The following is a 23,267-nucleotide window of genomic DNA, read 5'->3' on the forward strand; positions in this document are numbered from 1 at the left end:
GTCGTGGATTATCTAGAAAAGCTGCAGTCCTTAATGGAAAAGCATCCTTCGGATTTTTTTAGTTTGTGGGAAGAGTATTGCTTTAATGACATTGTTAAGGGAGACGAGTTAATAGTCTTACTGGAAAAAATCAAGAACTCGACTATAGCGCCAGCTTTTGGAAAAATTGCAGAAAGTGTAATTCCTTTGTGGGAGCAACTTCCAGAAGGTGAAGAGAAGGATAAAGTACTTTCGCTAGTCTTTGATGTCCAAACCACTAACAGCAAGCGCTTGTTGGAACTAGCTCTTCAACAAGTAAAAAAATACGAAGGCTCTGAGAATTACAAAGAAGCTTTGCGGATAGTTGGGTTAAGGGATGGGATTTCTTTTGCTCACTGTTTAGGACGTTTTGCTCTGCTTATGCATCTTTGTGAAGGGAACTTTGTTTTCCATCAGGGAGGCTGGGGAGTTGGAGAGATTATGGGTGTCTCCTTTCTTCAGCAAAAAGTCCTGGTGGAGTTTGAGGGAGTGCTTACTGCAAAAGACATTTCCTTTGAGACAGCTTTCCGCATGATAACTCCTCTAAAAAAAGATCATTTTTTAGCAAGGCGTTTTGGGGATCCAGATGCTTTTGAAGCTTTTGCAAAGAAAGATCCTGTAGCTGTCATAGAGTGTCTGTTGAAAGACTTAGGGCCTAAAAATGCTAAAGAGATCCGTAATGAGTTAGTAGAACTTGTTATTCCAGAAGAAGACTGGAGCCGGTGGTGGCAGTCAGCTAAAATCAAGATGAAAAAGGATTCTCGGATTCTAGCTCCAGCATCTTCTAAAGATCTTTACGTTTTTGATCCTAAAGGGTTCTCTTTTGTTTCTCAATTACAGGCGTCTTTATCGGGAAGCGCCGATGCAAACAAGAAGATCGCTTCTTGCTATACTTTTGTGAGAGATCTAGGAAGCGAACTCAAGGATGAAGCTAACCGCCAGTTAGTGATTAACGAGTTGAAGTCTTTGGATTTACCTGCAGATTCTGCTCTACTCATGCAGAGAGCTATGTTGTTGTCAGAATTTCTTGGAGAAAAGACTTCTGAGTTAGAATGTGAAAATATTGCTAAACTTTCCGAGGACCAGCTGTTTGATATTGTCAAACACATTGAAATTCTCGCATTACAGAAGAGCTTCCTCTCTTTAATACACTCTTGTTCTCCAGTTTGGGAGTCTGTGTATACAAAAATCTTTTTAACAACAAGCGCATCTATTCTGCGTGAGCTGGTCTTTAAGGTTTTGAATTCAGATAAAGAGGCTCGAAAAAACATCTTAGACAAAATTTATGCTGTAATCGAGCAACCTTTGCTTTATCCAGAACTCTTTGTTTGGCTGTTTTTGCGTGTGGTTGCTGGGGAAGACGGTCTTTTTGCAGAATCTGAGAGAAAAGAGATCCAAAGACAAATGCTTGCAAGCGCTTTAGAGCTCATGCATAAAGTAGCAACCACCTCCCAAAAAGAGCTTGGGAAAAAACTCTACGCATTCTTGGTTGGACAACGGTTTCTTGCGGTTCGTCAAATTATAGAAAACGCTTCTATAGAGTATCTTAAGGAATTTATTTTGTTGTCTTCTAAATGCCCACAATTCTCACAAGGAGACCTTGGAGTTTTGAGAAGTTTAGCAGAAGTTGTGCAACCGGCTCTTAAACGAGGGACTCCAGAAGAAGAAGAAAATATTCTTTGGACAACTTCAGACAGTTTCACGCGTATGAAAAATAAACTACAATCTCTAGTTGGAAAAGAGATGGTAGAGAATGCTAAAGAGATAGAAGACGCACGAGCATTAGGTGATTTGAGAGAAAACTCTGAGTACAAATTTGCTTTGGAAAGACGAGCCAGACTTCAAGAAGAGATTCGGGTGTTGTCAGAGGAAATCAATCGGGCAAAAATTTTAACAAAAGATGCTGTTTTTACAGATTCTGTTGGTGTCGGTTGTAAAGTAGTTTTAGAAAACGACCAAGGAGAAGAGGTCTGTTACACGATATTAGGTCCTTGGGATGCTAACCCAGAAGCTAAAATTTTATCTTCAAAATCCAAGCTTGCACAAGAAATGGTTGGAAAGACGGTTGGAGAAACTGTGTTATTCCAAGGTAAGAAACATAAAATAAAACAGATCTCTTCTATATGGGACTAAATAAAGATTGGAGCATAGCGGGATCGAACCGCTGACCTCAACAATGCCATTGTTGCGCTCTACCAACTGAGCTAATACCCCGAAGGAAGAAACTAGAGTATCATGTTTATACGATTTAGGACAACAAGCTGTGATCCTATCAGAAAGAAAAAGATAACTAAGCAACAAGTTCGCTATGTAGAGGTGTTATTGTGAGTCTTTTTGAACAGTTGCCTTCCTTCTCTCCGGATTCGATTCTTGGTTTAGCACAGGCTTTTCAAGAAGATCCTCGTGAGGATAAGATTAATTTGTTACTGGGGACCTACGAACGAGAAAAGAAACGGTATGGAGGGCTCTCTAGTGTTAGAAAGGCGCAGACTGTTTTTTTCGACGACGAAAAGGATAAAAACTATCTCCCTATCAAAGGATCCCCAGTTTTTTTGGAAGAGATGGCGGCATTGTGTTTTGGTGAAATCGATGCCAAACGCTGGACTGGAGTGCAAGCGATAGGAGGGACAGGAGCTTTACATCTGGGTGCTGCGGTATACGCGAAATCCTCACTAGCAGGAAAAGTCTATATTCCTGCTCAGACCTGGGGAAATCATTCGAGAATTTTCTCTAGCCAAGGCTTGTCTTTAGAGCACTATCCTTACTATGACCCAAAGACAAAAGAACTAGATTTGCAGGGATTCAAAACTGCTTTGCAAACAGCTCCCGAGACATCTTTGATTCTTTTGCATTGTTGTTGCCATAATCCTACAGGGAAAGACATTCCTATTTCTGAGTGGCCTGAAATTATAGCAATTATAAAAGAAAGAGATCTCATTCCCTTTTTTGATATGGCTTACTTAGGTTTTGCTAATGGCATAGTAGAGGATCGTCGACCTATTCAACTTTGTATAGAAGCGGGAGTGACAACCTTTGTCGCCGGATGTGCAAGTAAAAACTTCTCTTTGTATGGTTCTCGGGTAGGGTTTTTCGGGGTTATCCATCAAGATAAACAAGATCTAAGTAGAATTCTTTCCTTTTTGGAAGAGCAGATTCGAGGAGAGTATTCTTCGCCCGCTAGAGAGGGTGCAGCGATCGTGTCTTCCATATTGGCGAATCCTTATTTGCGACAAGAATGGGAACTTGAATTGGAGGGCATTCGCCAGTCTTTAGAAGAAACTCGTGCTAAATTTATTGTGGCTATGAGAGAGGTTGCGGGACATACTTTTGATTTCATAGCATCTCAAAAAGGGTTCTTTGGATACCCAGGTTTTTCAAAAGAGCAAGTTGTGTTCCTTAGAGAAGAACTTGGTATTTATACGACAGCTGGTGGAAGATTCAATTTAAATGGCATTACAGATAAAAATATCCATCGTGTGACCCAAGGTTTTGCCCAGGCTCATGAGTACTCTCAGTCCCTATCATAAACGTATTCGGTTTATAACATATTTTCTTGTCGCCGCAGGAATTATTGTGAGTTGGAATCTTCCTCGGAGCGTTTATGAGTCGATTCAAAATACATTCGTAAGGGTATGCGCTAAGCTGCTTCCTTCTCAACCAGGGACCTCTTCTAAGTCCCTGGTTGAAGAAACTCAAAGTTTTCTACTTAATGAAAAAATCCGCCTATTAGAAGAAAGGCTACTTTCTATAGAAGAAACTAAAAAGCCCCCACCACTATTTCCAGAAATTTTATCTTCATATTTTCAATCTCCTCTCATGGGAAGAGTAATTTTTCGAGATCCGGCTCACTGGGGTAGCTCTTGCTGGATTAACATAGGGAAACATCACGGGGTTAAGAAAAATTCTCCGGTTGTTTGTGGAAAAGTAGTGGTTGGATTAGTAGATTTTGTTGGGGAGACACAATCACGAGTACGACTGATCACAGATGTGGGTATCAAGCCTTCTGTTATGGCTGTTCGCGGGGAGATTCAAACGTGGGTAGTGAAAGATCTGCTGCGTACACTAGAAAAAAATGTGAACAACCTTCCACCATCAGCTTTTTCAGCCTGTGATAAACAACAGGCCTTGGAATGCTTACAAGCTGTAGAGAGGGCGTTGTCTTTATCTAAACAAAATGATTTTGCTCTTCGGGGGATTGTTTGTGGTAGAGGAGATCCGATTTGGAAACCAGAGGCATCGATTCTAAATGGTAGTGACTTTGGTTTTGTAGACGGGAAGACTATAGAAGTAGGAGATGTTCTTGTTACAACAGGATTGGACGGTGTTTTTCCTCCAGGATTACTTGTTGCTACTGTGAGCGAAGTTTTACCAAAAAGCGAGGGAGCTTGTTCTTTAAAAATAAAAGCGCTCTCTTTGGCTCCAGATTGTTCTATAGTTGATTTTTTAGTGTTGCCACCAATGAATTTTAATCCCCATGATCGTCCAGATATTTTTGGATTAATTTGGGAGTAAACTAACCATTCCTTAAAAAATTTGTAGAAAACCATTCCCTTCGGTATCAATGCCTCGAATAAACACAAAGGCCATTTCAACTTGAAGAGAAGAATGGAATTGCTGAAGGAATCTGTTAGCAGCTTTTTTATACAAAGCTTCTTGTTTGTCTAATCCTTGTTGTTGTACGTACAAAAGAAGTCGATCAGGAGAGTACTGGGAGGTTTGGTCTCCTAGAAAGGAGGTTTTCCAGTCGACAATAAAAAACTTTCCTTTGTGTTCAAAAAAAAGATCTACAATCCCCTGCCATAACGCTCCTTTTTCCTCCAGAAGAAAGGTTTCTTCTACCCGTATATTGTGGGGATGTACATCTTGTAGAGAAAAGGCTCCAGAAGCAAAAGGAAGCGGGGTTGAAAAAGCTTTATAAATTTTCTCTGCAATAGTGGGGGTAAATTCTTCTAAAGGAGAATTTTTCAATAAAGCTTGGGTCTTGTTGAAAATTTCTTCAAAAGAAGCTTGGAAACTTCCGGCTAAAGATTCTAGTACTTTGTGAATCAGAGTTCCTGTTAGAGAACCCCCAGGAAACAAAAGAGAAGAAGAATTCTCATGAAATAGTCCCGGGAAAAGAGAAGGCTCTATTGTGGAGGAAAAAGAGTAAATCGTTTGAGAAGGGAGTATTGGAAGGGAAAAAAAGTTCTGTTTTGGAAGAGGTGTAGAAGAAACTGGTTCGGAAGCACTTTCCGGAGGTTGCGTACTGGATGAGAATAATTCTGGATGGGAAGAAGTAAGAGTCTCTACTAAATGAGGAATGCTATCATGTTGTGTACTATGAGCATAGTTAGCAAGAGCTGAAAGTTTTTTAGTGCTAGGTGTCCGTTTCTCGACATGGGAGTAAGGAATAAATAAAAATTTCTTAGCTCGAGTACAGGCTACATACATCTCTCGCATATGAACAGAAGAAGACTTTTCTTTGACTTTATTGAGACTAGAGCAAAAAACGACATCATATTCTAATCCCTTAGAAGAATGGACGGTGGTAATTTTTATCATATTCTCATCGTTAGATTGAGAAGAAAAAGAAAGTTCCTCGTCATACTTCCCAGTATCAAGAATCTTGATAAGATGGAAAAGTTTGTGGTAGGGATTTTCTGTGATTTTATCAAGATACAAGCAAAGCTCTTCTATTTCTTGAAAAATAATATCGCCAAGAGGCGTTTGTAATAAGGTTTCTCCTATGGTTTGGGAACCTATTTCTTCTTCCACCAGTTTGTAGAATGTTGCTAGTAAAGAATAGCGGTGAAGATATCTATTCAGCGTAAAAAATAGAGAAGAAAATGTTTTTAGCTGTAGGCGAATATCATTAGCAGAAAGGCTGAAAAGCCGACTTAACAAGACAGCTTGCATTTTTTGTTGATTGTCAGGGTAGAGAAGAGCCTCTAAGAGAAGAATAAGAAGATAGGGAGATTCTGTGCGATCAAAGATACGTTTTTCTTTGCAATATGCCATTGGAATCATGCTATGGGTAATTAGCTTGAGGGCTTGTGGGTAGTCTTGGACTAAGACTGCCATATTCCCGAATGGAATCGCGAAAGAAGAACGAAGATAAGAAGCCGTTTGGGTGATCCAAAGAGCCTCTTCCTGCACATCTTGTACGGAGAAGAAATGTACCGGGCTAAACTCTGCATAGGAAACGCTCTCGTTTCCTTTAGAGTGGAGAGGATGGTAGAGAATCGTTTGCGGAGACTGCAAAAAAGGAGAAGGCAGCGAGAATAAGTGATTAAGCGCCTGCATAAGTTGAGGGGTTGATCGGTAATTGGTATCCAATAACAGCTGCGCTTCTGTTGGGAAAGAGCTTTTTGCTTGCAGATAGGTGGGTAGGTCGGCGTTTCTCCATTCGTAAATGGATTGTTTCGGATCTCCAATAAGAAAAAGAGAGCCGGAATAATCAGGAGATGCAAATAGCTTAGAAAAAATTTGCCACTGACATTTGTCTGTATCTTGAAACTCATCTATTAAAACGAGCTGAAATTGTTGACGTAGTAGAGATACCACGTGATTGTTCTGCGTAAGTAAAGATTCTAAAGTAGCGATGCTTTCATCATGAGAATAGGATTGTGCGCAATGTGTTTTTAGGTATTCCTGTACGTTTTTAAGAAGCGTGTGGAAAATGGCTTCTTTTTGGCAGAAGGGGTGCGCTAGTAATAACCAGTCTTTGAGAAAAGGCTCTAAAGGAGAAAAAGGTGCTCCTGTTTTCTTTTTATTTCGATTGTTTTCCTGAAATTTCTGAACCATTGCAGGGAAAAAGAGTATGTCCAAAGAATTTGGGGCAGTTTCAAATTGTTGAACAAAAGCCGGGAGTTCCTGATCGATGGGCAAATCGATCTGTTTAAAGCGTGAAGCGTAAGCTTGTAACTCTTCGAGAGAAAGCGGAGCAAGGTGTTTGTATTGAGCAACCCAGTCATCTAATTTTTGCAAAAATGTCGATAAAGGGGGAAGCGCAAGATGCGGTGTGGAAGCATAGTCTTGAAGAAGTCTCTCAGAAAGATGGCGAGTTTGTTGGGTTGTCGCGCGATGATGGTAGGATAAGAAAGCAAATTGTTTAGGAGAAAGAACAGCCTCCCAAAGGTTGTCTCTTAGGTAATCTAGAATGTGTTGTTGAATGGTTTGTGGTTCGGAGAAGAGGGAGGAATGGGGAATTGGTTGTATCCAAGGAAAATGGTGTTCTAAAGCAAAACGACAGAATCCATGAATCGTAAAAATGTTCATTTCATCTAAAGTAGCAAGACTGTTACGAATTTTGATGTAAAGCTGCTTTACTTTTGCATCTGAAGAAGGGATATAGGGGGGTAGGGGCGTTCCCGGATGAGCAAGTGCTTGAGAAAAAAGAGACAAGGCTTGCTTAAGACAAGCTTGAATACGTAATTTTAATTCGTTAGTAGCTGCATTAGTAAAAGTAACGACTAAAATATTCTTAGTCTGTTCAACAGACTCTTCAAGGAGGGAACGAAGAATAACCTGTTCTATGGTAAAGGTTTTTCCTGTACCTGCGGAGGCTTCTAGGAAAAATTTGCCAGAAACAGAAGTCGTCGGTAAAAAAATATCGAAAGAGCTCATATCCCTTCTATTGAGTGTCTTGATTTATAAAAAGAGAGAGAAGCTGTGAGAGCGTATCCTTAGAAAGCCCAGAGCAAATCTCTTCTGTATCACGGTTATGGAATAGCCAAAAGCTACTGGTTAGCGGATCTTCTTCTCCATCTAACAGTTTTTTTATAGAGTCAGAGGCTGAGTCTATTTTTTTCATGTATTCCCAAGCCTGAGCAGAAGGGAGAGGTATGGCGTTGTTCTGTAGATGGTTGTAAAGGTTAATGGCTCGGATCAAATATGCTTCTGGAGAAGAAAAAGGCGGGGATATCGGTTCTATATTGTGAAAAGAGACTCGTAGTATGGTAGCTTCTTTAGGAAGAAGATGAGCTGCTTGAAGAATCGCTAAAGAGAGGTAAGCTTCTAGATAGGTTTCGAGTTCGAAAGAATTTTTGGGAATAGCAGGTGATGTACGAGCTTTTCTAAAAGCTTCGTCTGGAAGCATAGAAAATAAATATACTCCTTGTGAGCACGCTCCACGAATCTCTCCCTGAAGAGAAACGTTATGTTCTGGGAGGGAGAGAACGAGGGGTGGGAGATGCTTATCATGAGGACTATTAAGATCGTGGAAAAGTTGATCAGAAAATACAACGGAAAAAGGAGCAAGGGAGAGATCTTGTCGTAGAAATGCCACACGTTTGTTTATAGCTTCTTGTGTCTGAGTGTATAGGGACTCTGTAAAGGTTGAAAGATAGTTCGTTGTGGGTGAAGGAGAGCGAGAAGATAGTTGATAGTCCCAGAAAGCTTTCGCGTCGTATGCACTAGGAAAAACTTTTTCCGCTTTTGAGAAAAGGGTTCTAGGGTGAAAAGAAAGATTGTGCTGAGCATGAAGGAAAAAATTTAGCGGGTCTTTAAAAGCCTTTATCAGATGTTTTAGGGATAGATGTGTTGGGGCGGGTTTAGTTGTTGCCTGGGTGAAAAGCGAGGGCGCCTTGTTTTGTGCCGGAGTGGCTTGGGCCATACGGTAGAAAACTTGATAGGATTGATGTAGTGGGGTGGTAGAAAAGTTTTCTTTTGCGTACAGCTTTCCAGAAAGATTCTCTTCTTGAATGGGCACAGCATCTAACAGGTGTTTAAGAGCAGAACAGGGTAAAGCGGGATTTTTTGAGGAGGAAAGATAGCTGATATGGAGCTGGTGTTTTGTAGAAACGAGCGTTTGTAGAAAATGAAGATTGTCTTCATCCTCTGTGGAAGAAAAGAAAAAATCTTCCTGCATAAGCGAAGGGTCTATAAGAAAACTTGTGTCTAGGGAAAGATCTTTTTTGTTAGCACCAAGAACAAAAGTATATCCTTTTGGAATGAGGCTCAGGCTATTTAAAGATCCCACAAAGGGGCCCGGCTGATTATATAACTGACTGTGACCAGGAATATGAGAAAGGAAATCTAAGCAAAACTCTATAAAGATAGTTAAAGGACAGGAAGCTTGCGCAAAAGGTTGTAGAGTTCTGGATAGGGAAACCAGCAAAGCGTGTTCTTCTGCAGAAAGAAGGAAGATTTTTTCTAATGCTAAAAAGATCTGCTGTGAGTGGAGCTCATAGGTTTTTTCTTTGCTGTCTGCGTAATGAGCCACTATTTGTTGCAATGCGTCAAGTAGCGGAATAACGGTTTCCCAAGTCTCTACTTCATTCACCTCTCCCGAGTCATCTATGAAGGGATACTCATCGAGAATTTTGTGGATGAGTTGAGTAAGCGGAGGAGATTTTTTGGATAAAGACTTCCAGTAACTCGAGAGTTTATAAGAAAGGAACCGTAATTTTGTCGTTTCCAAAGGGACGACAAGATCTGGATGTGAAAGAAGGCGTAGTAAGTCATGCAGAGAGTCTTTAGAGAATAAGAATGCTACGACTAACAACAGTTTGTTTTTTAGTTCACGGGTTTGAGATTTTTCTGTTTTTGTTAAATACAAAGGGAGATGAGGTTCAAATACACCCTTTAAGAGCGGTTCATATTTGGCGAGGTTAGAAGAAACGATGAATATTTCTTCGGTAGGGACTCCAGAGTGCAGTAGTTGAGAAATTATAGAAAATATTTGGTGAACCTCTCGTAAGGCCGAAGGCGCCTGACGAACAAAAATAGTTTGTGGAGATTTGGCAAAGAGCTCTTTGTCTATAGGCTGTAGATGAAAAAAGCTGTCTTTTACAATGTGTAAAGAAGAGGTTTTTTCATAAGGCTGAAAAAGCTCTTCATAAGGGACGCTATAATCTAAAAAGAAATTTTGTAAAGACTGGGATCGATGTGCAAGGTTGGCTAGAAGAGCTAGGCGATCGGTTAATATGTATTTTTCCCAGGTCTCCTGGTAAGGCTCTGGGATTTTTGAAGAAAGCCGAGCCATAGCTTTATCTGACAACAAATCTCCAAAATACGCTGCACTAGGAGAAAAACAATAGAAGTGCACAGGGAAATGTTTCCCTAAGGCAACGAAAAACGAGGCTACATGCTGAGGGAGCTGGGGATATCCAAAAATGTGTAAAGAACAAGGGTATTTAGGGGGGTGAGCTAAAATCGAAGAAAAAATAGTTTCTAGTGGAGTGTAGGCGGTTTTAAGCTGATCAAAGATTTGTTTATAATAAGGGTTGTTGGTTGTGGGTTCTTGAGAGAAAGAATAAAATTTTTTAAAAAGAGAAGAAAGTTTTTGTAAATGAACGTAGGAGACTTCCGAAGAAGAGTTAAAAGAGGTCTCTCTTAACAAGTTATAAATGTGCAATGGAAGGGTAATGTGATCGGGGGTAGAGAGATCGGCCAGACGCGTTCCCGTAAATAAGTATTTGACAAAAGCGTCGAAAGAGGCAAAAATGTGTGTCCCCATGAAGATGTGATTGGATGAAGCCTTTACCAATTCTCTTCGTAACCAGTGATCTGTGTCTGAGCTCGGCACCAGGATCCATCGTTTTGTCATGGGAGTTTGGTTGATAGAGAACAGATCTTGAGCGAGTTTAGCTAACAGGACTTCTGGATAGTTGCTAAATGTTGCTTGGCTGTGAGATAGTTCATTCATCGGATGGGTTCATGAGTAGTGTTGCTAGGAAACGATCTTTCCGGGCTTTGGTCGTTACACATTTTCTTACGATTATAAACGACAATCTCTATAAGTTTCTTTTAGTTTTTTCCTTGTTAGAAGGAAAAAACTTAGAAGAAAACGCAAGAATTCTTTCTTTAGTCAGTTTCTTTTTCGCGCTGCCCTATATCTTGCTAGCTCCATTCTCTGGAAGTTTGGCGGATCGTTTTCAAAAACGAAATATTATTTTGTTGACTCGCGTAGTAGAAATTTTTTGCGCGATTTTGGGGGTGTACTTCTTTCATATCCACTCTGTTATGGGAGGATATCTTGTTTTGGTGTTGATGGCTTGTCATTCCGCGATTTTTGGCCCAGCAAAAATGGGTATATTGCCGGAAATGCTTCCCTTAGAGGAGCTGTCTAAAGCCAATGGATCGATGACTGCGGCGACATATTCTGGGAGTATTTTAGGGTCCTGTCTAGCCCCTCTTATGGTTGATTTAACCAAAGATTTTGTAACAAACAGCTATGAATTATCGGCTTGTTTTTGTGTGGCTTCTTCTATTTTAAGTTTATTTGTCGCTTTAAGAATCCGCGCGAGCAATGTCAAAAACAAAGGCCAAAAAATTGCATATGTAAGCTTTAAAAATTTGTGGGCGGTCTTTCTGGAAACGCGAAATATTGCCTACTTGACGGTTTCGGTTTTCCTCGTTGCCTTCTTTCTTTTTGTCGGGGCTTATGTGCAACTACAAATTATTCCTTTTGTAGAATTTACTTTGGGATATTCGAAGCATTATGGGGCATACCTGTTCCCTATTGTTGCGGTGGGAATGGGAGTTGGCTCTTATATGGCGGGATGGATATCTGGAAAGGATATCAAACTTGGGTTTTCTCCATTAGCTGCCGTTGGGGTAGGGCTTTCTATGATGGTCCTCTGTTTGCTTTCGTTTTCGATAACCGCGGTGCTTTTGCTTCTTTTTTGTCTGGGGCTTTTCGGAGGGATCTATCAAGTCCCTTTGCATGCATATATCCAGTTTGTAAGCCCGGAACATAAAAGAGGCCAAGTATTGGCCTTAAACAATTTTTTAGATTTCTCTGGGGTTTTATTAGCTGCTGGGTTTGTTCGGCTACTAGGCTCTGGTTTACACTTAACGCCAGATCAAAGTTTTCTATATATGGGCTCTCTGGTCGTGTGTTTTGCCGTGCTTTCTCTGTGGTTGCTGAAGGAGCAGGTGTATCGGTTATTGTTAACACGAGTTTTAAGAAGGCAGTTAGGTCAGAGCTTTTCTTCTCCCAAGGCAGAAGATGTGAGCTGCTTTTTTGTTTCCGCGACTTCTTACAAGGAAGCGCGACGGATTCTCGCGCTTTTCCCAAAAACGATACGCAGCCGCATGTTCATTCTAGATAAAAAACTCCAACCAGGCTGGACGACCTACTTAATCCCGCATTGTGTAACTACTGTTTTTTCCTATGGGATAGAGGGGCAAGCTTTTGTGGATTGGATAGATCTGCAAGTGCGAGAAATTCATGAGCTGCTCAAGAAACAACCTTCTTTAGGAGTGGTGTGTCTTGGAGATCAGTCTCAGAGTCAATTTTTCTTTGCTCAATTACAAGCTTCAGGGGTGTCTATGCGAAATGTAACATTGGTTCAAGACCCTGGGCCAAAGTATTCTTTACTTTTAGCCGAATGAAAGTTGTGTAGATAGCTATTTAAGTGAAATAGCTCTGATAAATTTGCCTCCACCGAACGCTTTTGAGTTTTTCTTTTCGAGCAAAGTCTTCTAGTACTGCTGTGGGTTGCGTAGCAAACAAACGGATTTCTTTATCTGTTAGACGAAGGAGAACCCAGAGAGGTTCTATACCTAAAAGTTTGCGAATTTTTTTCTTTGCTTTATGAAATAGACTCTGGGTTCGAAATAATCGAAAAAGAAAGAAAACATTGGGGCAAAATATACAGAAGAAACCTATCCAAGGAAACCAAGGAAATAAAAAGGCGCCAAATAGAACGAAAAAAAGAAAAAAATGAGTCTCTCCTGTTGAGCGAAATAAGGGGCCCAAAAACCTTCTCCAACAATGTTTAGAAGTGCTGTATGCGAGCACTTCTTCAAACATCGGCTCGTAAAATTTCATGCGCACAGCATGGATAGCTTCGTGAGAGAGCACTTCTTCTTTAGAAAAAAAACCAAACCAGAAAGAAGCTTTTTTAAACTGTTTACGTAGTTGAATGGTTACCCGATTATCCATAATCCATGTACACCCGGCTTCCCAGGCGTCAAGGCTTTCATTAGAGTAAGAAACTTCTAAAAATGTTGGGTTGATATCGTATTGTTTTTGCAGTTCCGGGGGGAAGGGAGTCGGGTGTGTAGGGGCTTTTGCTAAGGTTTGGTCTACTCGTAGAAAAAAAGCCTGTTTTTCCTCTTCCGGACCAGCAATAAAGCCTTCTTTATTGAGCTGGAGTAAATCATTGTAGGAATCCAACGAAGGGGGAGAAGAAAGAAATTCAAGCTTTTTCAAGGTTGTTCTCAAAGTTTGGGGCTACGGAAAAAGGCTCCAAGTTCTATTTTTTAGAGAGGAGTTTAGAGATTTCACCATACGCCAGAGGAGTTTTTTTGCCAAAGAATAGCGGGTTATTAAAGTGTTGGCAAATCCGAGATCTCACCTAGCTATAAAGGCTTAGTTTGTTTGCAAGCAACAAGATTGACAGCTTGCGGTAGCGGGGTGTTTAAAAAGTCTCGCTCAGTAAAGCGAATGTCCTTGACTTTTTCCTGAGACCCAATGATATTGGGTCCCGGGAAGGCTTGGAAGGCTTACTATCCTGCAAATTCTTGCTGCGGTTAGAAGGTTCCGCACAGTTACTAAAAGTCGTTAATCTGGAAAGCTTCAAGGCTTTTTCCCGGCAGTTCTTTTATCAATTTTATTGGCGGCAAGGTTAACCCCCGTTCAAAGTTCCTGACAAGGCTTTGCGTTAAAGCCTTATGATACAGGGTCGTGCATTAAAGTTTTGTAAAGAAGCCGAATTTTCTGTGTCGCTATTCTACGAGCGAGCTTCTTTTGTTCCTTGGGAAGAATGCAAAGTCTAGTCGTTCGAAAGGCTCCGAAGTGGCGGGTTGCGTGTCTTGAAGTTAAAAGACGCTTTTTGTTTATGGATATAGGAATTTCGTAACCAAGAAGGGTTCTATACAAAGAGAAAAAAACTAACAGCTCAATTTTCACTGTTGTTTTTGAATCGTTTTTTAGTAAGGGCACGAAATTGTAAGTTTTTTAATAAGAGTAATTAAAAAAAAGAATCTTCTGACAGGGCATAAAAATCAGAGAAGGTAAATAGAGAGGGACTAATATAATCGTATAAGAAAAAGGTTTTTTTTTTTTAAAAAAAGCTTTTGTGCGAGAGACCGTGATCCCGCTTATTGGCATTGGTATATGAAAAAATCCTTAATCATCGTCGAGTCCCCAGCTAAAATCAAAACCTTAAGAAAGTTACTAGGGGAGGGGTTTGTTTTTGACTCTTCTTTGGGACATATTGTTGATCTTCCGGCAAAGGGTTTTGGTATTGATATCGAAAAAGGGTTCATTCCGGATTACCAAGTTTTAGAGGGGAAAGAAGAGGTTATTCGGAAAATTTGTTCCGAGGCCAAGAAATGTGATATGGTTTACCTTGCTCCGGATCCAGACCGAGAAGGAGAGGCTATAGCGTGGCACATAGCCAATCAATTGCCTAAAGGCACTAAAATTCAAAGAATTTCTTTTAACGCGATCACTAAAGCGGCTGTTACAGAAGCATTAAAGCACCCACGAGAGATTGATATGTCGTTGGTCAATGCGCAACAAGCTCGGCGTTTTCTGGATCGCATTGTGGGATACAAAATTTCTCCGATTTTAGGTCGTAAGTTACAACGGTGGTCCGGGGTTTCTGCTGGAAGAGTACAGTCTGTGGCCTTAAAACTGGTTGTGGATAGAGAATATGCTATAGAACAATTCGTTCCTGTAGAATTTTGGAATATCCGCGTTAACCTTCAAGATCCACGAAGTCGAAAAACTTTTTGGGCTCATTTGTATTCGGTGAATGGAAAAAAATGGGAGAGAGAAATCCCAGAAGGAAAAACCGCCGATGAAGTCGTACTAATAAATTCTAAAGACAAGGCCGATGAGATAGTCTCGTTGTTAGAAACCGCCACTTATCGTGTGGATCGCCTAGAATCTAAAGAGAAAAAACGTAACGCATATCCTCCGTTTATTACGTCGACATTACAGCAGGAAGCTAGTCGGCATTACCGCTTCTCTTCTTCCAGAACTATGAATATTGCGCAAACTCTGTACGAGGGAGTGGATTTAGATAGTCAGGGTACTGTTGGGTTAATCACGTATATGAGAACAGACTCTGTTCGAACAGATCCTGAAGCTATTAAACAGGTTCGTAAGTATATAGGAAACGTTTTTGGAAAAGACTACCTTCCAGCCTCTCCTAATATGTATGCCACGAAAAAAACGGCTCAGGATGCGCATGAAGCGATCCGTCCTACTGATGTTACTCTAACTCCTGAAGCGATACGAGCAAAATTAACAGACGATCAGTACAAATTGTACTCGTTGATATGGAAGCGTTTTGTTGCTTCACAAATGATAGCAGCTCTTTCTGACACGTTAGCTATTCGAATCACAACGGATAAAGGGATTGATCTGCGAGCTACAGGATCGTGTTTGAAATTTAAAGGATTTTTGGCTGTTTATGACGAGAAGCGGGACGAAGAAGGTGAGGAAGAAGAAAATATTCTTCTTCCTAAGCTTCATGAGCAGGAAGTGCTGAAAAAAGAGGAAATAGAAGCAGAACAATCTCATACCAAGCCGCTTCCACGTTTTACAGAGGCGTCTTTAGTTAAAGAATTAGAGAAATCGGGCATAGGAAGACCCTCTACCTATGCTACAATCATGAATAAAATTCAAAGTCGGGAATATACCCTCAAAGAGGGACAAAGACTGCGGCCTACAGAACTAGGGAAAGTTGTTTGTCAGTTTTTAGAGACAAATTTTCCTCGTATCATGGACATAGGCTTTACTGCAAAAATGGAAGATGAGCTAGAGCTGATCGCTGATGATAAAAAGCCCTGGAAACAACTGTTACAAGAGTTTTGTGACGTATTTCTTCCCTTTGTGGCTACTGCTGAAAAGGAAGCGTTTATTCCTCGCGTTGTAACTGAAATAGATTGCCCTAAATGTCATAAGGGAAAATTAGTGAAAATTTGGGCGAAAAATCGCTACTTTTTTGGATGCTCAGAATATCCTGAATGCGACTATAAGACTTCGGAAGAAGAGCTGACCTTTGATAAAAGTGAGTACGCAGAAGATACTCCATGGGATGCTCCTTGCGCCCTTTGTGGAGGGGCAATGAAGATTCGACACGGAAAGTTTGGAAGCTTTCTTGGGTGTGAAAATTATCCTCAGTGCCACAATATTGTGAATCTTTTCAAAAAGGGAGAAGCTGGCTCAGAGCCAGAAGAAATCGTAGCTTGCCCAGCAGATGGCTGTTCTGGGCATCTCGTGAAACGAAGATCGCGATTTAATAAAATGTTTTATTCGTGTTCCGAGTATCCAGCATGCAGTGTGATCGGGAATTCTGTGGATGCCGTTATTGAAAAATATACCGGGACTCCGAAAACTCCTTATGAGAAGAAAGCAAAAACTAAAAAAGCAGCTTCTTCTAAGGAAGCAAAAACTAAAAAAGCGGTTTCTTCTAAGGAAGCAAAAACTAAAAAAGCTGTTTCTTCTAAGAAAGGGACAACGACAACAGCAAAGAAAAAAGACCCGACAGCAAAAACAAGAAAGGCTCCGGCCTATACACCTTCTGCAGCTTTAGCTGCGGTCATTGGTTCCGATCCTGTTAGCCTCCCAGAAGCTACCAAGAAACTCTGGGCATATATCAAGGACCGCGGGTTACAATCATCTAACAATAAAAGAATCATCCTCCCTGACGATAAATTGAAACTGGTGATTGGTTCCGAGCCGATTGATATGTTCGCATTAGCGAAGAAGTTAAGCGCCAATTTAATAAAAGGTGAGTAAGCCTTTTATTAAAATAACCTATTCAGATAAAGGCGGGTCCTCTTCTGCACTCTCTTCGAAGAGAGAAATCAATTGATAAACCTCTTGTGATGAGGATGCTTTAGCTAGGCTTGCGCGCAAAGAACGCACTCTCGGAGAAAGGATTAAATAATGACCGCAAAGTTTGCGGGTGTCTGTCAGGAATTTTTCTTCGCTTTGGTAATATTCTTCTATCCACTGGAGATGTTGTAAAAAGGCTTGTTTTCTCATAGCAAAAGAGAAAGAAGAATAGGTTCCTGTGGTTAAATAATCTTCTATCTGTTTCCCGATCCAAGGGGCTCCCATAGTGCCTCGGGCAACCAGAACTCCATCGCAATGAGTCGTTTCTAACATAGTTTTTGCTGCTTCAGGAGAGAATACATCACCATTTCCAAATACGGGGAAGTCTTTCCCAGCAGCAAGCTTAGCACGGGTAATAAAATCCAAATTGCTGGGGCCTTGATATCCTTGGGAGCGAGTTCTTCCATGAACGAAGACAGCGCTAGCGCCGCTTTCTTTAATTATACGAACGGTTTCTTCTACATTAATATGGTCGAAATCCCATCCGGAACGGATTTTTACGGTTACAGGCACAGACACCGCTTCGACCATTTTTTCAATCACTTTACCGATCAAAGAAGGGTTTTTGAGCATACCAGACCCACTACCATCCTTAGTGATGCGATCTGTAGGACAGCCACAATTAAGATCTATCAGATCAAATCCTAGGCCTTCTAGAATTTTTGCAGATTCTCCAGCTAACTCTGGATTGCTACCGCAAAGCTGTCCCCCGATAGGACGCATGGATTCTGAAAAATCGAGGAGGCGTAACGTCCGTTTAGGGCAGTAGTGTAAGCCTTCCATTTTTACCATTTCACAGAACATCAATGCAGGGCGATACAAAGCCGACATTTGGCGATAGGGGTAATCCGAAAAGCCTGCTAAGGGTGCATAGACTATGGGGGTTTTCAGGAGAAGGTTTTTTATATGTATTGAAGAAGCCATGGTGATTGAAAAATATTTAGAACAATGAAGCGCACGATTTTTAGAACTATAAAAGGAAGCATTCCAAGACAAAGAAGAGCGATCATTGGACTAATGTCAATAAACCCTATACGGGGAACAAATGTATGGAAGATTCGCAGATAGGGGGTTACCCAGCGACGAAGCACACGATACCACTGTGCGTTGTGGCTTTCCGGGAGCCAGGAGCTGAGTACGTAAACTAAAATTAAAAAGCTATAAATATTAACTGCTGTTCTAAGTAAATAAGAAAGCATTTTAAAAACTTTGTTTACTGTTAATAATGTTTTTCTTGAAAAAGATGCTTTTGTTTTCTAAAATAAGCGCTTTTCATTTTAAAAAAGCAAAAGAATAACGTTAAATGGATTTTAATTTGCCCATTTACCGCATAGGGATCTCCCGTGATGCAGAAAACGCCATCAGGATAGCAATTTTACAAAAAACCTGTAAAGGGTGGCGTCTGGTTCGCGGCGAGAAGCTCGCCGATGGAACCGAGTTGTCTTTGCCAAAAGGTTTTTTGTCTTCGAAAGTAGTTCTGTCCTTACAAGGACAGGAGACTTTAGTAAAAAGCGTTCAATCTTCTTTAAAAAGCAAAAAAAACTTTTTAAAAGTGGTTTATGCAGAGCAAAAGGCCACTGCAGCCTTCCCTCTGCAAGAACTGGTTATCACCCATGATTTGGGAGAGTGGAATTCCTCCCAAGAACGGGTTCTCACGTTGTGGATGTTGCAAAAACAATCTATCGCCACACAAAGCGCTCTTCTAGAGGATAGCGGGGTTTTTGCTACCCATATTTCGTGTCGAACCAAAGATATTTTCTCCGCTTTGCAAAACTCCCTTGTACATAAGCTCGCCGCCTATTTTTTCATTTATGAAGGAGTCGATGAAACCATTTGCTTGTTTGTGCAAGAAGGGTCTGTGTTATTAGCTCGATCTTTTAGAAACGATTCGGAAAATTTATTGGAGGATTTATTAGCCTCTTTTGCTTACGTACAAGAGGTGTACAAAATAACCCTAGCAGAGATTCACGGATCTTATCTATCGAACGCGTTACGCATTGCTATAAGCCGTCAGGCCGGGGTTCCGGTGATTATAACCCCTCTTTTCCCAGAGCTTTCTATAGACCAGGAACCTTATCGCGATGCTGTTGCCGCAGCTTATCTGGGAGTGCATAGTAGTCATACGTGTTTTGCTTATGGATGGGCGGATTTCTCTCAGAAAGCTTGCGGTTATTGGCTAAAAAGAAAACTTTTTAACCTAACCAAAATGGCTCTTGCAAGTACGCTAGCCTTATGTATAGGGTTTGGGGTAGAGTCTTTTTTTAGATTTCGCCAAGCGCGAAAGATTTTTAGGGAAATCTCCTCCGAAACAGAGCTCCCTTGGAATTTTCATGCGGCTCAACAAGCCGTAAAAGAAATCCAAGACTCGAATCAAGGGTTGGAATACCCCTATCTTCCAACGGTCCCAACGAATCAGGAAATCATGAATACCCTTGGACAGATGACGGAGAATCTCTCCTCGGTCTCTTTCTCACATTATACATACAAATTAGAGGATATTCCTTCTGAAGAACGGCCTTTAGGAGGGTACAAAGCGTATGTTTCGTTACAAGGCTTTGCTAACGACGAAGATTTTGCAGTTTTTGTGGATAAGCTATCCGCATGGTTGGGTGCGCCAGTCCTTTCTAAAAAGCAAGCTGACGGCCAATTTGATGTGCGAATCATTCTACAAGAGAGGAGATAAATGCGACGACTAGGAGTGTTCTCTTTGCTATTTTTAGCCAGTTGTGTGGCAGCTCTTCCCGTAGTGGGAGTTTGGTGTTGGCGTAAGCATGTTGTCGAAGCCTGGAAAGGAGTGCTCTTCGATATGCAAGCAATTCAGAAAAAACGAAGCTGTGCGCATCGGATAGCCGTGAACAATGCTCGTTTGAAAGCTTCTCGGCAACACACCAATTTTTCGGATTGGAAGGCTCGAGGAGAGCGCTGTGTTTTTTTAAATAAAGAACAAAAGGCTTTGGCTCAACTTCCTGTAACGGCTGGGGATGTAAGAAATCGTGCAGTGCAAGAGCGGAAAGCTTTCTTGCAAGATAACCGACTGGTATGGCGAGAGCAGCCTTTAGGAGAAAAAAGTACGCTTTATTCTTTACAGAAAGAAATCCAGGTAGACGGAGAAGATGTTCCGTTATTATTGGAATTATTTGATTCTAAGCAGACTCAAACACCCATTCTCTTTCTTTCTTTCTGGGAAATGACGAAACAAATTTCCTCTCTAGGAAATGAGGTTTGGGTCGTTCACGCGGAGGCTTGGGGACGATGTGTATAAATAAAAGCATAAGACGGTGCTGTTTATTTTTTCTTTTAGCTTGTGGGCTCTTAGAAGCTGGCGTTTATGATAAGCTTCGGCTTACAGGAATTAATATCATGGATAGAAATGGTCTGTCTGAAACGATTTGTTCCAAGGACAAGCTACAGAAATATGCCAAAGTGGATTTTCTCTCTCCTCAGCCTTATCAAAAGGTTATGCGCACCTATAAAAACGCAGCTGGAGAATCTGTCGCTTGTCTAACAACGTATTATCCCAATGGCCAAATCCGACAATATTTGGAATGTTTGAATAATCGAGCTTTTGGGCGTTATCGTGAATGGCATAGTAATGGGAAGATCCATATTCAAGCAGAAATTATTGGAGGAATTGCAGACCTCCATCCTTCTGCAGAAGCTGGGTGGTTGTTCGATGGAACATCCTATGCTTATGATAACGAGGGACGCTTAGAGGCGGTTATTTGTTATGAAAAAGGCTTTTTGGAAGGGCTTTCTGTGTATTACCATGCCAATGGCAATGTCTGGAAGGAGTGTCCTTATCACAAAGGCGTCGCTCATGGAGATTTTTTAATATTCACAGAAGAAGGGAGCCTCTTAAAAAAACAATCGTTTTGTAGGGGAGTTTTGTCGGGAAGATCTTTGCGTTATGAGCCAGGGTCTCAGCAATTACTTGCGGAAGAAGAGTATGTCCAAGGGAAACTTCGAGAGGGTAGATACTTTGATCCTTTTACTAAAGAAGAAATCGCTTGTGTAAAAGGTGGAAAAGGAGAGCAAGTCATTTATGGAAAATATGCCATTGTAGAAACTCGACAAATTCTTCGTGGAGTTCCTCATGGTAAAGTAGTTGTGTTCGATGAAACCGGAACAAACATAATACAAACCTACTCTTTAATTAATGGACAAAGAGATGGTGAGGAAGTGTTCTTTTTCCCAGGCGGGGAAGGAAGAAAAATGCTGCTCACTTGGTCTAAAGGAGTATTGCAGGGGGCGGTAAAAACTTGGTATCCTAGCGGGACTCTAGAGAGTAGTAAAGAGCTTGTCCAAAACAAGAAGAATGGGCTTCTTATGTTATATTATCCTACAGGACAAGTCATGGCTACAGAGGAATATGCAGAAGACCTTCTAATAAAAGGCGAATATTTCCGTCCGGACGATCGTTATCCCTTTGCTAAGGTGGAAAAAGGCTGTGGAACAGCGGTCTTTTTCAGCCCAACGGGGGGGATTTTGAAGAAAGTGTTTTATGAAGATGGGAAACCTGCCATTAACTAGGTATGCGTACGATCCCAGAACAGAAGAATGATTGGCGCCGCGAAGGATTGGCTAGGCGGAGACAGATTTCTTCTCATCGAAGAGAAGAAGCGGCGCTTTTGTTAAAAAATTTCGTTATGCGAACCTTTCCTCAAGGGTTTGTCTTATCCTATATTCCTTTTCGTTCTGAGTTGAATGTTCATGCGATCAATGTGTGGCTAGCTCAAGAAAATCGACTGCTTCTTCCAAAAATCCAAGGGAGGACCTTGGTTCCGGTCCAAACTTCTTTAGAAGAACTCTCTCGACTTTCTTCCCCTAAAGATGTGAATCAATTGTCAGGAGAGGAGGTTGCGGAGCAGTTCGTAGCAACCTCATTAGTTCCAGCTGTAATGTTCGATCGGCAAGGATTCCGGTTAGGCTATGGCGGAGGATATTATGATCGATTTTTATCTAAAAACCCGCATATTTGGACGGTTGGTGTGGGTTTTAAAGAACAACAGATAGAAAGCCTTCCTCGAGAGCCTCATGACATTCCTTTACGTTGTTTATATTTAACTTAAAAATATGTTTTAACCCCCTCTTTTGATCCTGATTTTTTGGGAGACGAAGAACCTGTTGCGGTCTAGTTTCTCTAAAAAAGAAGAGGATTTTTTGGAATTCTAGCACTTGACTGTTGTCTTTGAAATATTGCAAACTGACGCCACAAAATGCAAGGAGGGTGCGGGTGGCAACCCTCTGAAGTAGAGTCTTCTAGACAGCAAAACAAGGGAGAATACATGAGCGTTCCCGACCGGAAACGGGCTTTGGAAGCTGCCATTGCCTATATTGAAAAGCAATTTGGCGCAGGATCTATTATGAGCTTAGGAAAACATTCTTCTGCTCATGAGATATCAACTATTAAAACAGGCGCATTGTCGTTGGATTTGGCCTTGGGAATAGGGGGTGTTCCTAAAGGCAGAATTATAGAGATTTTTGGGCCAGAGTCTTCTGGGAAAACGACTCTAGCAACGCATATAGTGGCTAATGCTCAAAAAATGGGAGGCGTGGCTGCTTATATCGACGCTGAGCACGCTCTGGATCCCAATTATGCTGCGCTAATTGGGGCAAATATTAATGATTTAATGATTTCTCAGCCGGACTGTGGTGAGGACGCTTTGAGTATTGCGGAGCTTTTAGCGCGATCGGGAGCGGTAGATGTGATCGTAATCGATTCTGTGGCAGCATTGGTTCCTAAAAGTGAATTGGAAGGAGAAATTGGAGACGTACATGTAGGGTTACAAGCTCGTATGATGTCTCAGGCTTTACGAAAACTCACTGCGACTTTGGCTCGGACGAACACTTGTGCTATTTTTATCAACCAAATTCGAGAAAAAATCGGAGTGAGCTTCGGGAACCCAGAGACCACAACAGGGGGACGCGCACTGAAATTTTACTCGTCAATTCGTATGGATATTCGTCGTATCGGTTCCATAAAAGGAGGCGATAACTTTGACATAGGAAATCGAATTAAAGTGAAAGTTGCGAAAAATAAATTAGCGCCTCCTTTTAGAACCGCTGAATTCGATATTTTGTTCAATGAAGGAATTTCTTCTGCAGGATGTATTATTGATCTTGCTGTAGAGAAAAACATTATTGATAAGAAAGGCTCTTGGTTCAATTATCAAGATCGTAAATTAGGACAAGGCCGAGAGGCTGTTCGAGAGGAGCTTAAAAGGAATAAGGAGTTATTCCAAGAGCTCGAGCGTCGTATTTATGAATCTGTGCAAGCGACCTCGTCACAAGCTGTAGCATCTGCTTGTTTAGAGCAAGAATCCCGAGAAGTAGCAGAAGCCGCAAAATAAAACAGTTTCTCTAATTGTTTTGATCAAGGAAAAGAAGTCTCTTCTTTTCCTTGATGTCTTTCCAGTCTCTTTTTTTCAATAGCCCTGTAGTCCGGATTTTTTCTGTCTTGCATGAA

General features: G+C 41.2%; 15 protein-coding genes and 1 tRNA gene. 10 read left to right on the forward strand and 6 right to left on the reverse strand.

Translation table 11 applies throughout. The features are described from left to right. Window positions 1–3: 3 nt before the first annotated feature. A complete protein-coding gene (locus B6E89_RS03455) occupies window positions 4–2,151 on the forward strand; it encodes a GreA/GreB family elongation factor (protein WP_080133148.1) in 2,148 nt (715 codons plus the stop codon). 8 nt (window positions 2,152–2,159) lie between these two features. Here the strand turns inward: B6E89_RS03455 and B6E89_RS03460 are convergent. Continuing rightward, window positions 2,160–2,232: transfer RNA gene (locus tag B6E89_RS03460), tRNA-Ala, on the reverse strand. A 110-nt stretch (window positions 2,233–2,342) separates the two neighbouring features. Between B6E89_RS03460 and B6E89_RS03465 the strand changes: the two genes are divergently transcribed. Both B6E89_RS03465 and B6E89_RS03470 read left to right on the forward strand, forming a co-directional pair. Next, window positions 2,343–3,545 carry an amino acid aminotransferase gene (locus tag B6E89_RS03465; RefSeq protein ID WP_080124476.1) on the forward strand — a complete coding sequence of 401 codons (1,203 nt, stop codon included), beginning with the start codon at window positions 2,343–2,345 and terminating at the stop codon, window positions 3,543–3,545. Continuing rightward, entirely contained in the window at window positions 3,520–4,530 is a 1,011-nt protein-coding gene (locus tag B6E89_RS03470) for a rod shape-determining protein MreC (RefSeq protein WP_080124477.1), read from the forward strand. The genes B6E89_RS03465 and B6E89_RS03470 overlap by 26 nt, the downstream gene beginning before the upstream one ends. Before the next feature lie 12 nt (window positions 4,531–4,542). Here B6E89_RS03470 and recB read toward each other — a convergent pair whose 3' ends face one another. Then, window positions 4,543–7,623, reverse strand: coding sequence for an exodeoxyribonuclease V subunit beta (gene recB / locus B6E89_RS03475; protein WP_080133149.1), 3,081 nt, complete (start codon window positions 7,621–7,623; stop codon window positions 4,543–4,545). 7 nt (window positions 7,624–7,630) lie between these two features. Continuing rightward, window positions 7,631–10,645 carry an exodeoxyribonuclease V subunit gamma gene (locus B6E89_RS03480; protein WP_080133150.1) on the reverse strand — a complete coding sequence of 1,005 codons (3,015 nt, stop codon included), beginning with the start codon at window positions 10,643–10,645 and terminating at the stop codon, window positions 7,631–7,633. 11 nt (window positions 10,646–10,656) lie between these two features. Here B6E89_RS03480 and B6E89_RS03485 point away from each other — a divergent pair, with 11 nt between their 5' ends. Next, window positions 10,657–12,336 (forward strand): MFS transporter, encoded by a 1,680-nt coding sequence (locus B6E89_RS03485; RefSeq protein WP_080121806.1) that lies wholly within the window; start codon window positions 10,657–10,659, stop codon window positions 12,334–12,336. 19 nt (window positions 12,337–12,355) lie between these two features. Here the strand turns inward: B6E89_RS03485 and B6E89_RS03490 are convergent, their stop codons facing one another. Then, on the reverse strand, window positions 12,356–13,159 hold the full coding sequence (locus B6E89_RS03490) for a hypothetical protein (protein ID WP_099156078.1): 804 nt from the start codon (window positions 13,157–13,159) through the stop codon (window positions 12,356–12,358). Window positions 13,160–14,065: 906 nt separating this feature from the next. Between B6E89_RS03490 and topA the strand changes: the two genes are divergently transcribed. Next, window positions 14,066–16,702 (forward strand): type I DNA topoisomerase, encoded by a 2,637-nt coding sequence (topA, locus tag B6E89_RS03500; protein ID WP_080133153.1) that lies wholly within the window; start codon window positions 14,066–14,068, stop codon window positions 16,700–16,702. A gap of 18 nt (window positions 16,703–16,720) precedes the next feature. On the opposite strand, the gene dusB is transcribed toward topA, so the two are convergent. Then, window positions 16,721–17,725 (reverse strand): tRNA dihydrouridine synthase DusB, encoded by a 1,005-nt coding sequence (gene dusB, locus B6E89_RS03505; protein ID WP_035407354.1) that lies wholly within the window; start codon window positions 17,723–17,725, stop codon window positions 16,721–16,723. Continuing rightward, entirely contained in the window at window positions 17,704–18,000 is a 297-nt protein-coding gene (locus B6E89_RS03510) for a YggT family protein (protein ID WP_080123917.1), read from the reverse strand. Before B6E89_RS03510 ends, dusB begins: the two co-directional genes overlap by 22 nt. Before the next feature lie 104 nt (window positions 18,001–18,104). On the opposite strand from B6E89_RS03510, the gene B6E89_RS03515 reads away from it, so the two are divergent. The 5 genes from B6E89_RS03515 (at window position 18,105) to recA (ending at window position 23,151) form a co-directional block, all read left to right on the forward strand. After that, a complete protein-coding gene (locus B6E89_RS03515; protein WP_080133154.1) occupies window positions 18,105–19,484 on the forward strand; it encodes a hypothetical protein in 1,380 nt (459 codons plus the stop codon). Next, entirely contained in the window at window positions 19,485–20,063 is a 579-nt protein-coding gene (locus tag B6E89_RS03520; protein WP_080133155.1) for a hypothetical protein, read from the forward strand. Next, window positions 20,054–21,331, forward strand: coding sequence for a toxin-antitoxin system YwqK family antitoxin (locus B6E89_RS03525; protein ID WP_080133156.1), 1,278 nt, complete (start codon window positions 20,054–20,056; stop codon window positions 21,329–21,331). The genes B6E89_RS03520 and B6E89_RS03525 overlap by 10 nt, the downstream gene beginning before the upstream one ends. A gap of 2 nt (window positions 21,332–21,333) precedes the next feature. Beyond that, the gene (locus tag B6E89_RS03530) at window positions 21,334–21,870 is read left to right on the forward strand and encodes a 5-formyltetrahydrofolate cyclo-ligase (RefSeq protein ID WP_080133157.1); all 537 of its coding nucleotides are present in this window, start codon (window positions 21,334–21,336) and stop codon (window positions 21,868–21,870) included. Window positions 21,871–22,086: 216 nt separating this feature from the next. Next, a complete protein-coding gene (gene recA / locus B6E89_RS03535; protein ID WP_080124057.1) occupies window positions 22,087–23,151 on the forward strand; it encodes a recombinase RecA in 1,065 nt (354 codons plus the stop codon). Window positions 23,152–23,267: the final 116 nt, after the last annotated feature.

The organism is Chlamydia suis (assembly GCF_900169085.1).
Lineage (GTDB): Bacteria > Chlamydiota > Chlamydiia > Chlamydiales > Chlamydiaceae > Chlamydia > Chlamydia suis.